General features: G+C 46.2%; 14 protein-coding genes and 2 pseudogenes. 10 read left to right on the top strand and 6 right to left on the bottom strand.

The annotated features are described in order from the left end of the window. Positions 1-57: 57 nt before the first annotated feature. The 3 genes from ftrA to mgtT all read left to right on the top strand — a co-directional run bounded on the left by ftrA (position 58) and on the right by mgtT (position 1,336). Entirely contained in the window at positions 58-1,029 is a 972-nt protein-coding gene (gene ftrA, locus ATB02_RS18835) for a transcriptional regulator FtrA (RefSeq protein ID WP_122990223.1), read from the top strand. Between the two features lie 107 nt (positions 1,030-1,136). Further along, the gene (gene mgtS / locus ATB02_RS18830; protein WP_000901367.1) at positions 1,137-1,232 is read left to right on the top strand and encodes a protein MgtS; all 96 of its coding nucleotides are present in this window, start codon (positions 1,137-1,139) and stop codon (positions 1,230-1,232) included. Continuing rightward, positions 1,232-1,336 (top strand): hypothetical protein, encoded by a 105-nt coding sequence (gene mgtT, locus ATB02_RS26740; protein WP_212734532.1) that lies wholly within the window; start codon positions 1,232-1,234, stop codon positions 1,334-1,336. The genes mgtS and mgtT overlap by 1 nt, the downstream gene beginning before the upstream one ends. A 114-nt stretch (positions 1,337-1,450) precedes the next feature. Here mgtT and dgcZ read toward each other — a convergent pair. Both dgcZ and ydeI read right to left on the bottom strand, forming a co-directional pair. Next, a pseudogene (dgcZ, locus tag ATB02_RS18825) lies at positions 1,451-2,341 on the bottom strand (diguanylate cyclase DgcZ). Positions 2,342-2,595: 254 nt separating this feature from the next. Continuing rightward, positions 2,596-2,988 (bottom strand): YdeI family stress tolerance OB fold protein, encoded by a 393-nt coding sequence (gene ydeI, locus ATB02_RS18820; protein WP_032303060.1) that lies wholly within the window; start codon positions 2,986-2,988, stop codon positions 2,596-2,598. A gap of 275 nt (positions 2,989-3,263) precedes the next feature. On the opposite strand from ydeI, the gene ATB02_RS18815 reads away from it, so the two are divergent. Next, positions 3,264-3,782, top strand: coding sequence for a 2-oxo-tetronate isomerase (locus ATB02_RS18815; protein ID WP_105272070.1), 519 nt, complete (start codon positions 3,264-3,266; stop codon positions 3,780-3,782). A gap of 44 nt (positions 3,783-3,826) precedes the next feature. On the opposite strand, the gene dcp is transcribed toward ATB02_RS18815, so the two are convergent. Then, the gene (dcp, locus tag ATB02_RS18805; RefSeq protein WP_105272096.1) at positions 3,827-5,872 is read right to left on the bottom strand and encodes a peptidyl-dipeptidase Dcp; all 2,046 of its coding nucleotides are present in this window, start codon (positions 5,870-5,872) and stop codon (positions 3,827-3,829) included. A 136-nt stretch (positions 5,873-6,008) separates the two neighbouring features. Between dcp and ydfG the strand changes: the two genes are divergently transcribed. The 3 genes from ydfG (at position 6,009) to ydfZ (ending at position 7,910) form a co-directional block, all read left to right on the top strand. Next, complete coding sequence (gene ydfG, locus ATB02_RS18795; protein WP_000636571.1) at positions 6,009-6,755, top strand: bifunctional NADP-dependent 3-hydroxy acid dehydrogenase/3-hydroxypropionate dehydrogenase YdfG; 747 nt, start codon at positions 6,009-6,011, stop codon at positions 6,753-6,755. A gap of 88 nt (positions 6,756-6,843) precedes the next feature. After that, entirely contained in the window at positions 6,844-7,530 is a 687-nt protein-coding gene (rspR, locus tag ATB02_RS18790; protein ID WP_105272069.1) for a DNA-binding transcriptional regulator rspR, read from the top strand. A gap of 176 nt (positions 7,531-7,706) precedes the next feature. Next, complete coding sequence (gene ydfZ / locus ATB02_RS18785) at positions 7,707-7,910, top strand: putative selenium delivery protein YdfZ (RefSeq protein WP_000214712.1); 204 nt, start codon at positions 7,707-7,709, stop codon at positions 7,908-7,910. A gap of 35 nt (positions 7,911-7,945) precedes the next feature. On the opposite strand, the gene ATB02_RS18780 is transcribed toward ydfZ, so the two are convergent. Together ATB02_RS18780 and ydfJ are read right to left on the bottom strand one after the other, a co-directional pair. Next, positions 7,946-9,406, bottom strand: coding sequence for a mannitol dehydrogenase family protein (locus ATB02_RS18780; protein WP_105272068.1), 1,461 nt, complete (start codon positions 9,404-9,406; stop codon positions 7,946-7,948). An 89-nt stretch (positions 9,407-9,495) separates the two neighbouring features. Beyond that, a pseudogene (gene ydfJ / locus ATB02_RS18770) lies at positions 9,496-10,779 on the bottom strand (MHS family MFS transporter YdfJ); the annotation flags it as partial. Positions 10,780-11,382: 603 nt separating this feature from the next. On the opposite strand from ydfJ, the gene ATB02_RS26175 reads away from it, so the two are divergent. The 3 genes from ATB02_RS26175 to ATB02_RS18760 all read left to right on the top strand — a co-directional run bounded on the left by ATB02_RS26175 (position 11,383) and on the right by ATB02_RS18760 (position 12,705). Beyond that, positions 11,383-11,496, top strand: coding sequence for a YnaM/YnfT family protein (locus ATB02_RS26175; protein ID WP_120795384.1), 114 nt, complete (start codon positions 11,383-11,385; stop codon positions 11,494-11,496). Positions 11,497-11,564: 68 nt separating this feature from the next. Further along, positions 11,565-11,798, top strand: a complete 234-nt coding sequence (gene ydfK / locus ATB02_RS18765) for a cold shock protein YdfK (protein WP_000836768.1) — start codon at positions 11,565-11,567, stop codon at positions 11,796-11,798. Positions 11,799-12,114: 316 nt separating this feature from the next. Further along, positions 12,115-12,705: a recombinase family protein gene (locus ATB02_RS18760; RefSeq protein ID WP_000086514.1), complete on the top strand. Its 591-nt coding sequence runs from the start codon at positions 12,115-12,117 to the stop codon at positions 12,703-12,705. A gap of 97 nt (positions 12,706-12,802) precedes the next feature. Here the strand turns inward: ATB02_RS18760 and ATB02_RS18755 are convergent. After that, positions 12,803-12,952: tail fiber assembly protein (locus tag ATB02_RS18755; protein ID WP_089592427.1), on the bottom strand; the 150-nt coding region annotated here is incomplete at its 5' end.

The following is a 12,952-nucleotide window of genomic DNA, read 5'->3' as shown; positions in this document are numbered from 1 at the left end:
TGTAACCGACAAACCTTGCACTTACCGCCTCTCGATATGCCAGAAAAGCGCAAAATGATGACAATTTCACAACGCCCCCTGGTCGTTGTCTTGGCCTATGATGGGCTATGTACTTTTGAATTTGGCGTCGCAGTTGAAATATTCGGCCTTCCACGCCCGGAAATGGGTGATAACTGGTATCGGTTTGCTGTCGCTGCGGTAGAAGCCGGTGCGTTGCAAGCCACTGGTGGGATCCGGGTGGTTGCGGATGGAGGGCTGGAGTTACTTGCCGACGCCGATATGATTATTATTCCCGGTTGGCGTGGAGTAGATGAACCGGTGCCAGAGATGCTATGTGAGGCGTTACGCGAAACTCACCAGCGAGGAACTCGTCTGGTATCGATATGTTCTGGTGTATTTGTTCTTGCCGCCGCAGGCCTTCTTCACCAGCGTAAAGCGACCACCCACTGGCGCTACACTGAACAACTCCAACATCGTTACCCTTCTATTCATGTATGTGACAATGTTTTATATCAGGATGAAGGACAAGTCATGACTTCCGCAGGGAGTGCTGCAGGGATCGATCTGTGCTTACATATCGTGCGTAAAGATTATGGTCACGAAATTGCAAACAATGTCGCCCAACGGCTAGTCATCCAGCCGCATCGCCACGGAGAACAACCACAAAACATGACGCGTCCGATGGCTTCGTCGCGAGAAAGCCAGACGTTTGGCGCATTATTCGACTTTTTACAGCAAAATCTGGCGCAAACGCATACCGTTGCCTCTCTTGCCGGGCGAGTGAACATGAGCCAACGCACTTTTTTAAGACGTTTTGCCGCCTTAACGGGTATGACACCTGCCCGCTGGCTGCTTAATGAGCGGTTAATTCGCGTGCAGGATTATCTGCAAAATTCGGCTTTCAGCATCGATAAAATTGCCGAGCTGACGGGGTTTGGCAATTCAGCCTTACTAAGGCATCATTTTCTACAGCGTTTTTTATTATCTCCTTCGCAATACAGAAAAAACAGCCGTCCTCCTTCACATTAATCACCTAATTCATCCTTCGTTTAGGTTACCTCTGCTAATATCTTTCTCATTGAGATGAAAATTAAGGTAAGCGAGGAAACACACCACATCATAAACGGAGGCAAATAATGCTGGGTAATATGAATGTTTTTATGGCCGTACTGGGAATAATTTTATTTTCTGGTTTTCTGGCCGCGTATTTCAGCCACAAATGGGATGACTAATGAACGGAGATAATCCCTCACCTAACCGGCCCCTTGTTACAACTGTGTACAAGGGGCCTGATTTTTATGACGGCGAAAAAAAACCGCCAGTAAACCGGCGGTGAATGCTTGCATGGATAGATTTGTGTTTTGCTTTTACGCTAACAGGCATTTTCCTGCACTGATAACGGATCGTTGACACAGTAGCATCAGTTTTCTCAATGAATGTTAAACGGAGCTTAAACTCGGTTAATCACGTTTTGTTCGTCAATAAACATACAGCGATTTCTTCCGGTTTGCTTACCCTCATACATTGCCCGGTCCGCTCTTCCAATGACCACATCCAGAGGCTCTTCAGGAAATGCGCGACTCACACCTGCAGTCACGGTAATGTTGATATGCCCTTCAGAATGTGTGATGGCATGGTTATCGACTAACTGGCAAATTCTGATACCTGCACGACATGCTTCTTCATCATTAGCCGCTTTGACAATAATGATAAATTCTTCGCCACCGTAGCGATAAACCGTTTCGTAATCGCGCGTCCAACTGGCTAAGTAAGTTGCCAGGGTGCGTAATACTACATCGCCGATTAAATGCCCGTAGGTATCATTAACCAATTTAAATCGGTCAATATCCAACAACATTAAATAAAGATTCAGAGGCTCAGCGTTGCGTAACTGATGATCAAAGGATTCATCAAGAACCCGACGCCCCGGCAATCCCGTCAGAACATCCATATTGCTACGGATCGTCAGTAAATAAATTTTGTAATCGGTTAATGCCGCAGTAAAAGAAAGTAACCCTTCCTGAAAAGCGTCGAAATGCGCGTCCTGCCAGTGATTTTCAACAATAGCCAGCATTTATTCCCGACCACAGTTATGCATATGTTGATGGGCAGAATCCATTAGCCGAACGTAAGGTAATTCATCGTTATCGAGTGGCCCCAAATGATCAATCCACCGACCAAACTGGCACAGTCCATAAGAATGGTTATCCGTTATTTCTGGCTTACTGGCATCTCTCGCGACCACGCTGTGAAACATACTTACCAGCCACTGGTAATGGGCATCGATAGCCTTATTGAGATTTAACAAGATGGCATCAATTTCCGTTGTCTTCTTGATCATTGCCACTCCTTTTTCACAGTTCCTTGTGCGCACTATTCTAACGAGAGAAAAGCAAAATTACGTCAATATTTTCATAGAAATCCGAAGTTATGAGTCATCTCTGAGATAACATTGTGATTTGAAACAAAATCAGCAGATAAAAAAGTGTTTAATTCTGTAAATTAAGCCTGCATTATCGCAATTAAAAGGATGACAAATAGCATAACCCAATAACCTAATGGCCCAGTAGTTCAGGCCATCAGGCTAATTTATTTTTATTTCTGCAAATGAGTGACCCGAACGACGGCCGGCGCGCTTTTCTTATCCAGACTGCCGCTAATGTTGATCATCTGGTCCGGCTGAACTTCTCGTCCATCAAAGACTGCCGCAGGAATAACAACATTAATTTCACCGCTCTTATCGCGAAAAACGTAACGGTCCTCTCCTTTGTGAGAAATCAAATTACCGCGTAGTGAAACCGAAGCGCCATCGTGCATGGTTTTTGCGAAATCAACGGTCATTTTTTTTGCATCATCGGTTCCGCGATAGCCATCTTCTATTGCATGAGGCGGTGGTGGCGCTGCATCCTGTTTTAAACCGCCCTGGTCATCTGCCAACGCATAAGGCATGACAAGAAAACTTGCTAATACAATGGACTGAAATTTCATACTAACTCCTTAATTGCGTTTGGTTTGACTTATTAAGTCTGGTTGCTATTTTTATAATTGCCAAATAAGAATACTGCCAATTGTTATAAGGCATTTAAAATCAGCCAACTAGCTGTCAAATATTCAGAGAATTTAACTCACTAAAGTTAAGAAGATTGAAGAGTCTTAAACATATTTTCAGAATAATCGGGGTTATATGTTTGAAAATTATTATATTGGACGAGCATACAGAAAAAGCAAATCACCTTTACATATAATAGCGTGGACAAAAAACAGTGAACATTAATAAAGATAAAATTGTACAACTCGCAGATACCGACACTATTGAAAACCTGACATCCGCGTTGAGTCAAAGACTTATCGCGGATCAATTACGCTTAACTACCGCCGAATCATGCACCGGCGGTAAGTTGGCTAGCGCCCTGTGTGCAGCTGAAGATACACCCAAATTTTACGGTGCAGGCTTTGTTACTTTCACCGATCAGGCAAAGATGAAAATCCTCAGCGTAAGCCAGCAATCCCTTGAAAAATATACTGCGGTGAGTGAACACGTGGCAGCAGAAATGGCAACCGGTGCCATAGAGCGTGCGGATGCTGATGTCAGTATTGCCATTACCGGCTACGGCGGACCGGAGGGCGGTGAAGATGGTACGCCAGCGGGCACCGTCTGGTTCGCGTGGCATGTTAAAGGCCAGACCTACACTGCGGTTATGCATTTTGCTGGCGACTGCGAAACGGTATTAGCATTAGCGGTGAGGTTTGCCCTCGCCCAGCTGCTGCAATTACTGCTCTAACCAGGCTGGCCTGGCGATATCTCCAGGCCAGCCATTGGTGGTGTTTATATGTTCAAGCCACGATGTTGCAGCATCGGCATAATCTGAGGTGCCTTACCGCGCCATTGTCGATACAGGCGTTCCAGATCTTCGCTGTTACCTCTGGAAAGAATCGCCTCGCGAAAACGCCGCCCATTTTCACGCGTTAATCCGCCCTGCTCAACAAACCACTGATAACCATCATCGGCCAACATTTGCGTCCACAGATAAGCGTAATAACCTGCGGCATATCCGCCACCAAAAATATGGGCGAAATAACTGCTGCGATAGCGTGGCGGTATAGCAGGAAGATCCATATTTTCCGCCACCAGCGCCCGCAATTCGAAATCATCGACATCCTGTATTGCTTCGTTTTCTTCCAGGCAATGCCAGCGCATATCGAGAAGTGCGGCGCTAAGCAGTTCGCTCATCTCATACCCTTTGTTGAACAGGCTGGCTTTACGCATTTTCTGTTGCAGTTCGTCAGGCATTGCTGCCCCGCTCTGATAATGCCGGGCGTAGCGAGCGAATACCTGCGGATACGTTGCCCAGTGTTCGTTGATTTGCGATGGAAATTCGACAAAATCACGCGGCGTGTTGGTACCGGAAAGCGTGGTATAACGCTGGCGGGCAAAAAGGCCGTGCAGCGTATGACCAAATTCATGGAATAAGGTTATCACATCATCCCAGAGTAACAACGCAGGTTCGCCGGCAGCGGGTTTCTGATAATTGCAGACGTTATAAATTACCGGATGCGTTTCATTCAGCGTTGATTGCTCAACAAAATTGCCCATCCATGCACCGCCGCTTTTTGAATCACGGGCGAAGAAATCACCGTAAAATAACGCCAGCCCCACGCCATTATGATCAAAAATTTCCCACACACGAACGTCAGGATGGTAGACAGGAATATCAAAACGTTCGACAAACTTAATACCGAAGAGCTGATTCGCGGTCCAGAATACACCTTCATTCAATACCGTGTTTAATTCAAAATATGGCTTGAGCTGCGCCTCATCAAGATCAAATTTCTCTCGCCGTACCTGTTCGGCATAAAATGCCCAGTCCCAAGGCTGGGCGATAAATCCGCCTTGCTGCTTTTCAATAACCGTCTGAATAGACGCAAGTTCATCGTCTGCTCGCTTACGCGCGGCCGGGACAATTTCCCGCATAAAGTTGAGTGCTGCTTCAGGCGTTTTTGCCATCTGATCGGCGATTTTCCATGCAGCATAATGAGGGAAACCAAGCAGTTTTGCCTGCTGCGCGCGGATCTCCACCAGCCGTTGAATAATGGCACGGGTATCGTTAGCGTCATTTTTTTCTGCCCGAGTCCAGCCCGCAGTGAATAGTTTTTCACGCGTCGCGCGATCGCGCAGTTCAGCAAGCGCCGGTTGCTGGGTGGTATTCAGCAGCGGAATAAGCCATTTGTTATCCAGACCTTTCTCGCGAGCCGCCTCTGCCGCCAGCGCAATCTCCTGCTCGCTCATCCCAGCCAGTTGCGCAATATCGTCCAGAACCAGACCGCCGGATTTATTTGCCGCAAGTAACCGCTGGTTAAACTGGCTGGTCAGGGTCGCAGCTTCTGTATTAAGAACTTTTAATTTTGCTTTATCAGCTTGTGCAAGTTTGGCTCCGGCAAGGACAAAACGTTGATGAATAACCTCCACCAGGCGAATGGATTCACTATCAAGCCCCTCGGATTCACGGCGCTGCCAGACAGCATCTACTCGCGCGAATAATTCACCGTTCAGATAGATATCATTAGCCAGTTCTGCCAGTTCAGCGGAAAACTGCTCATCAAGACGCTGTAATTCATCATTGGTATGCGCCGCAGTCATCGCAAAAAAAACGCTGGTGACGCGGGTCAGCAGTTCCCCACTCTGCTCCAGTGCCAGAATAGTATTGTTGAAATCAGGTGTTTGCGGGTTGAGCGCAATGGCGGCAATTTCGGCCCGCATTTGCTGCATTCCCTCATCAAATGCCGGTCGATAGTGATGATTGGCAATTTGATCAAAATGGGGAGCCAGATACGGCAGTGTGCTTTGCACAAGGAAAGGATTCATTGTTGTCATTTTCTTCTCCTGAACGCGAGGTGTTCCATAGCGTAGGCTTACTGATAACGGAGTGCAATCTTGCAAACCAGTATTACCCGCTCTTAAGCATCACGTGCTATGTTATTGACACACAAAAGCGTTGAGGAACAGTGAGATGATCGTTTTAGTAACTGGAGCAACGGCAGGTTTTGGTGAATGCATTACTCGTCGTTTTATTCAACAAGGGCATAAAGTTATCGCCACTGGCCGTCGCCAGGAGCGGTTGCAGGAGTTAAAAGACGAACTGGGTGATAATCTGTATATCGCCCAACTGGACGTTCGTAATCGCGCCGCTATTGAAGAGATGCTGGCATCGCTTCCTGCCGAGTGGTGCAATATTGATATCCTGGTAAACAATGCCGGTCTGGCGCTGGGCATGGAGCCTGCGCATAAAGCCAGCGTTGAAGACTGGGAAACGATGATTGATACCAACAACAAAGGCCTGGTATATATGACGCGGGCCGTCTTACCGGGTATGGTTGAACGTAATCATGGTCATATCATTAACATTGGCTCCACGGCAGGCAGCTGGCCGTATGCTGGTGGTAACGTTTATGGTGCGACGAAAGCGTTTGTTCGTCAGTTCAGCCTTAATCTACGCACAGATCTGCACGGTACGGCAGTACGTGTCACAGACATCGAACCGGGACTGGTGGGTGGCACCGAGTTTTCTAATGTCCGCTTTAAAGGTGATGACGGTAAAGCCGAAAAAACCTATCAAAACACAGTTGCATTGACGCCAGAAGATGTCAGCGAAGCCGTCTGGTGGGTGTCAACGCTGCCTGCTCACGTCAATATCAATACCCTGGAAATGATGCCGGTTACCCAAAGCTATGCCGGACTGAATGTCCACCGTCAGTAATTTTTATACCCGGCGTAACTGCCGGGTTATTGCTTGTCACAAAAAAGTGGTAGACTCATGGAGTTAACTCACTCACAAGCAAGAACGAATGACCGTCGAAACGCAACTTAATCCCACACAGCCTGTCAATCAGCAGATTTATCGTATTCTTCGCCGCGACATTGTCCATTGCCTGATTGCACCAGGCACACCGTTGTCGGAAAAAGAAGTTTCTGTTCGTTTCAATGTGTCACGCCAGCCGGTTCGTGAAGCCTTTATTAAACTGGCGGAAAACGGCCTGATTCAAATTCGTCCGCAGCGTGGCAGCTACGTCAACAAAATTTCCATGGCCCAGGTGCACAACGGCAGTTTTATCCGTCAGGCCATTGAGTGCGCGGTGGCGCGTCGGGCGGCGAGCATGATTACCGAAAGCCAGTGCTACCAACTGGAACAAAATCTTCACCAGCAACGCATTGCCATTGAGCGCAAGCAACTGGATGATTTTTTTGAACTTGATGACAACTTCCATCAACTCCTGACTGAGATTGCTGACTGTCAACTGGCGTGGGATACCATTGAGAACCTGAAAGCGACCGTTGATCGCGTGCGCTATATGAGTTTCGACCACGTTTCGCCACCAGAAATGCTGTTACGCCAGCATCTTGAGATTTTCTCTGCCCTGCAAAAACGTGATGGCGATGCGGTAGAACGTGCAATGACGCAACATTTGCAGGAAATCAGCGAATCCGTGCGCCAGATCCGCCAGGAAAACAGCGACTGGTTTAGCGAAGAGTAATTCATTTCCTCTCATCCCATCCGGGGTGAGAGTTTTTCCCTCCGTCATATGGCTCATGCATGCATCAAAAAAGATGTGAGCTTGATCAAAAACAAAAAATATTTCACTCGACAGGAGTATTTATATTGCGCCCGTTACGTGGGCTTCGACTGTAAATCAGAAAGGAGAAAACACCTATGACGACCTACGATCGTAACCGTAACGCAATCACCACTGGCAGCCGTGTTATGGTTAGCGGCACCGGTCACACTGGCAAGATCCTGTCGATTGATACTGAAGGTCTGACCGCTGAGCAAATCCGCCGCGGAAAAACCGTAGTTGTTGAAGGTTGTGAAGAGAAACTGGCACCACTAGACCTGATTCGTCTCGGCATGAACTAAGCGTGTGAATGCCGCCGATGGCGGCATTGCTTTTTTTACTTCACGGAATATTTCGCCACGGTCGCTTTCGCGCCATGCGCTAATAACGACAAGTACACTTCCGTCACTTTTGCAGTAAACAAGCTATTGCCCGGTAAATCATCACCAAAGATCGCCTTAATCGCCAGCAATGACTGGACGCGCGCTTTCCCTTCGGCACTACTTTGTACAGCTTTCTGAATAACAGGTAACAGTGGGTCACTGATTTCTATCAGATTTCCCTGTTCATCAATACCACCGACATAACGCATCCAACCCGCGACGCCCAGCGCCAGCAGATCGAACTTGCTGCCCTGTTTTAGATGCCAGCGAATGGAATCCAGCATACGCTGCGGAAGTTTCTGACTGCCATCCATCGCAATCTGCCAGGTTCGATGGCGTAACGCTGGATTACTGTAGCGTTCAATTAGTCGATCCGCATAATTTTGCAGATCCACGCCCTGCACTTTCAGCGTCGGCGCCTGTTCCTGCAACATCAAGGCATGTGCCGCACGGCGATAATTTTCATCTTCCATGCAGTCATTAATGTGCTGATATCCCGCAAGATATCCCAGATACGCCAGGAATGAATGACTGCCGTTGAGCATGCGCAACTTCATCTCTTCATAAGGCAGCACATCACTAACCAGTTCGGCTCCCGCTTTTTCCCATTCCGGACGTCCGGCAACAAAGTTATCTTCTATTACCCACTGGCGGAAAGGTTCACAGGCAACGCCAGCAGGATCGCGCACACCGGTAAGTTGTTCGATTTTCGCCAGCGTATCCTCTGTCACTGCGGGCACAATACGGTCCACCATTGTTGATGGGAAAGTCACGTTTTCTTCGATCCATTGTGCCAGTTTTACATCAACAGCTTGCGCGTAGGAAGTGACAACGTCACGCATAACATGACCGTTTTCTGGCATGTTGTCACATGACATGACGGTAAATGCGGGAAGTCCTGCCGCTTTACGGCGAGCCAGCGCCTCAACAATCACCCCTGTTGCAGTTTTCGGCTGGTGGGGATTTTGCACGTCGGCAACGACCATCGGGTGATCGAGCATTAACTGTCCGGTCGCCGGAGAGTGGAAATACCCTTTTTCGGTGATTGTCAGAGAGACAATCGCGATTTGCGGTTCACACATCGCAGCCAGCACGGTTTCTAAGCCATCTATTTGTATGTGCAAGGCTTTTTTAACGACGCCAACGACGCGAGCCGTCCACGCATCGGCCGACATTTCCGCAACGGTATAAAGATTATCTTGCTGTTGTAAATCGGCAATTTGCTGTTCGCCGCCGATTAAATTGACCTCATAATATCCCCAGTCACTGAAATGTTCCGTAGCAAGAATATCGGCATACACGCCCTGATGCGCACGGTGAAATGCACCAAAGCCTAAATGAACAATTCTTGGGGCCAGGTTATTACGATCATAAACAGGGAGCGTCGCTTTTGCTGATAACAAATTATTTCCCATAACAATTCCTTAAATTTAAATATGGCAAGCTGCATGTTTTGTTATATGAATAAAAAATCCCCTCTCCGGTAAGAGAAGGGATGGAGGATTTACAGACTTCTTGAAGGTTGCGCAGCTGTTACAACACGCGGTTGATCTTCCGCGGCATCTTCCTGTGCACTTAAATCACGGTCTTTCACTTCTGGCATTTTCAGCGCAGAGATTAAACCAATCACTGAATATGCCATGATCATAATGGCGATCGGATACCAGGATTCCGTCATGGTGCAGAAAATACCCGCCAGGATAGGACCAAAACCGGAAGCGATAAGACCACCAATTTCTTTAGAAATGGCCATCCGGGTAAAGCGATTTTTACAGCCGAACATTTCTGCCATGGTAATGTTTTCCAGAGCAAATAATCCCAGCACCGCACAGTTATGAATCACAATCAGTGCAACCATAATGGTGCTCGGGGCATAGCTTTTATCTACGATGATAGAAAGCATTGGCCACGCCAGCACAATCGCAGAGGTATTCATAATAATATACGGGATCCGGCGACCAATTTTATCGGATAACCAACCAAGGAACGGAATGGTCATAAAGCCGAGAATCGAACTGATCATCAATGCATCTGTTGGAATTGCTTTGTTAAACAATAACGTCTGCACTAAATAGCCTGCAAGGAAAGTCTGAATTAAACCTGAGTTACCAGCCTGACCAAAACGCAGCCCTGTTGCCAGCCAGAAGGATTTGCTCTGGAACATGCTACCAGCAGGTGCAGGTTTTGCTGTCGGTTGGTTGCTGTCGTTAACCTTCTCAAAGACCGGGCTTTCTTTCAGATTCATACGCAACCAGATAGCAAAGACCATCACGACAACGCTCGCCAGAAACGGTATACGCCATCCCCACGCCAACAGTTCCTCTTTACTGAGAATGAAGAACATAAAGGCCCAGATTGCCGTTGCGCTCAAGGTTCCGCAGTTAGTCCCCATAGCAACAAATGAGGAGATAATTCCGCGCTTACCTTTTGGCGCATATTCCGCCAGCATCGTACCGGCACCGGAAATTTCCGCGCCTGCCCCCAGCCCCTGAATAATACGCAGCGTCACCAGCAAAATTGGCGCAAACACACCAATTTGTGCATAGGTCGGCAGCACACCAATTAAGGTGGTGCAGATCCCCATCATAGTGATAGTAATAAAGAGCACTTTTTTACGCCCGATTCTGTCGCCCATTTTGCCGAAAATAAATGCTCCGACAATACGCGCCACATAACCTGCACCGTAGGTTCCCATTGCCAGAATTAACGCCATTGCCGTTGATGATTCAGGAAAAAATATTTCATGAAACACTAACGCTGCGCCGAGCGAATATAACTGGAAATCCATAATTCACAGGTGTTTTTTCCCATCCTGTGGTTTCCTTGGCGTTTTCTAGGTTTTTTCAGATAGTTGCATTTTTTAAAAAGCATCCTAAGTTCGATCTCAGTGTCTATCTGGGGCCTATTTCTGTCCCATATATGCCCCAAAAAAACTCCCCAACAGATAAGTAGTTTTTTCATGGATTTATGCGTAAAATCAAGAACGGCTGGAAATCATTCAATACTCACACTATCGAAAAATTTACCAGCCAACCGCAGCACGTTCTTGCATAAGGCGTGTCTGCGGTTTTTCAACTATTCAGATACATCACTCCCATCACATTCATTCCTCCGCATCAAAGGCATATAGGCTATATCACCTTGATATTTTTCTTTTTCAGATAAAAACTGTTATCTATGTATACTTTTAAACCCAATCCGTGTAGAGTCTCTGCATAAGATAGTTTGCAGTTGCCGCTTCAGCTTGCGCCATAAACCGCCTGATTTTTGCTGCCACCTGTTAGCATTCCTGTATACCTGAAACGACAATGTTTATCTACGAACTTTAAGAACACCCAAGATAAAAATTGTCAACTATATCATATATAACACATTACTAATTCGAGGCTATATGAACAGCATACTGATAATCACTTCTCTCCTTATCATATTCAGCATTTTTAGTCATGCCCTAATAAAATTAGGGATTGGCATATCCAATAACCCAGACAAAACCGATGTATAAGTCAACATATCCTGAATCAGACATACAATATCGCAATGAAAATCAATAATATTTTAAGGAATATCTTCATGAAATCAAAAGACACCCTAAAGTGGTTCCCTGCGCAGCTTCCTGAAGTAAGAATTATCCTAGGGGATGCTGTAGTGGAAGTAGCAAAACAGGGAAGACCTATCAATACCAGAACATTGCTTGATTACATTGAAGGAAACATAAAGAAAAAATCATGGCTGGATAACAAAGAATTATTACAAACAGCGATATCAGTTCTTAAAGACAACCAAAATTTAAATGGTAAAATGTAATATAATAAACTTACTTTTTTATCATTTTTCCACTTTAACAACATTTTGCTCCACTTTTCCACGATCAAACAACTTGAAATCTGGTTAAAATAACACGCAACACTATTCTTCTTCCTTGAGTCCGCCCGGAACTCGAAAAACAAACCGAGTTAAAGCCATTTTTCACAAAATCGATTTTGGGTCTCACCAAAATTACGGGGTTGCATACGCATTCGTTTATTTTCGAACGTGTACATACAAATATGCACAAAAATAATCAAAATTATTTTCTGAGATGCATTATGATATGAACACCAATTTCGTATAGAGTCTCACTATGTCTCGAATTTTTGCTTACTGTCGGATATCAACGCTGGATCAGACCATCGAAAATCAACGCCGGGAAATCGAAAGTGCAGGTTTTAAAATCAAACCTCAGCAAATAATCGAAGAACACATTAGCGGCTCAGCAGCAACCAGTGAGCGTCCTGGTTTTAACCGGTTGCTTGCTCGCCTGAAATGTGGTGATCAATTGATTGTGACAAAACTGGATCGCCTTGGTTGTAATGCAATGGATATCAGGAAAACAGTGGAACAACTGACCGAAACAGGTATCAGAGTGCATTGCTTAGCATTGGGGGGCATTGACCTGACCAGTCCAACAGGAAAAATGATGATGCACGTAATTTCAGCAGTCGCTGAATTTGAACGAGACCTTTTACTTGAACGCACTCATTCCGGGATAGTAAGAGCCCGCGGCGCAGGGAAACGTTTTGGTCGACCACCTGTGTTAAATGAAGAACAGAAACAGGTGGTATTCGAACGAATTAAGTCAGGTGTAAGTATAAGTGCCATTGCCCGGGAATTCAAAACCTCGCGGCAAACCATTTTAAGAGCCAAAGCAAAACTTCAGACACCTGACATATAAAAAATAATCTCGGTGTGAGATGCTTTACGTCTTCCAAGCCCCCTTCCTTGCCGTAAATGGAAAGATACATCTAATTATAGAATTTATATGTTTTACCCTACGGCAGTGCTGGCCATTCAATATCCTGTGCAGTTGACGTATCAACACGGTTCAGCAACACCCGATACTTTTTCCAGGCTTCCAGCAATGAGGTTTCTTCCTCCGTTGCGATTTCCAGATCTACAGCATCCTGAAGTGGCGCAATATG

The organism is Escherichia sp. MOD1-EC5189, assembly GCF_002966045.1.
Taxonomy (GTDB): domain Bacteria; phylum Pseudomonadota; class Gammaproteobacteria; order Enterobacterales; family Enterobacteriaceae; genus Escherichia; species Escherichia coli_F.
The sequence above is the reverse complement of the archived record's forward strand: the minus strand, read 5'-3'. Positions and strand labels throughout refer to the sequence as shown.

Coding starts and splice junctions, on each gene's coding strand:
- ftrA (WP_122990223.1), top strand. CDS start 58: ATGACAATTTCACAACGCCCCCTGGTCGTTGTCTTGGCCTATGATGGG.
- mgtS (WP_000901367.1), top strand. CDS start 1,137: ATGCTGGGTAATATGAATGTTTTTATGGCCGTACTGGGAATAATTTTA.
- mgtT (WP_212734532.1), top strand. CDS start 1,232: ATGAACGGAGATAATCCCTCACCTAACCGGCCCCTTGTTACAACTGTG.
- ydeI (WP_032303060.1), bottom strand. CDS start 2,988: ATGAAATTTCAGTCCATTGTATTAGCAAGTTTTCTTGTCATGCCTTAT.
- dcp (WP_105272096.1), bottom strand. CDS start 5,872: ATGACAACAATGAATCCTTTCCTTGTGCAAAGCACACTGCCGTATCTG.
- ydfG (WP_000636571.1), top strand. CDS start 6,009: ATGATCGTTTTAGTAACTGGAGCAACGGCAGGTTTTGGTGAATGCATT.
- rspR (WP_105272069.1), top strand. CDS start 6,844: ATGACCGTCGAAACGCAACTTAATCCCACACAGCCTGTCAATCAGCAG.
- ydfZ (WP_000214712.1), top strand. CDS start 7,707: ATGACGACCTACGATCGTAACCGTAACGCAATCACCACTGGCAGCCGT.
- ATB02_RS18780 (WP_105272068.1), bottom strand. CDS start 9,406: ATGGGAAATAATTTGTTATCAGCAAAAGCGACGCTCCCTGTTTATGAT.
- ATB02_RS26175 (WP_120795384.1), top strand. CDS start 11,383: ATGAACAGCATACTGATAATCACTTCTCTCCTTATCATATTCAGCATT.
- ydfK (WP_000836768.1), top strand. CDS start 11,565: ATGAAATCAAAAGACACCCTAAAGTGGTTCCCTGCGCAGCTTCCTGAA.
- ATB02_RS18760 (WP_000086514.1), top strand. CDS start 12,115: ATGTCTCGAATTTTTGCTTACTGTCGGATATCAACGCTGGATCAGACC.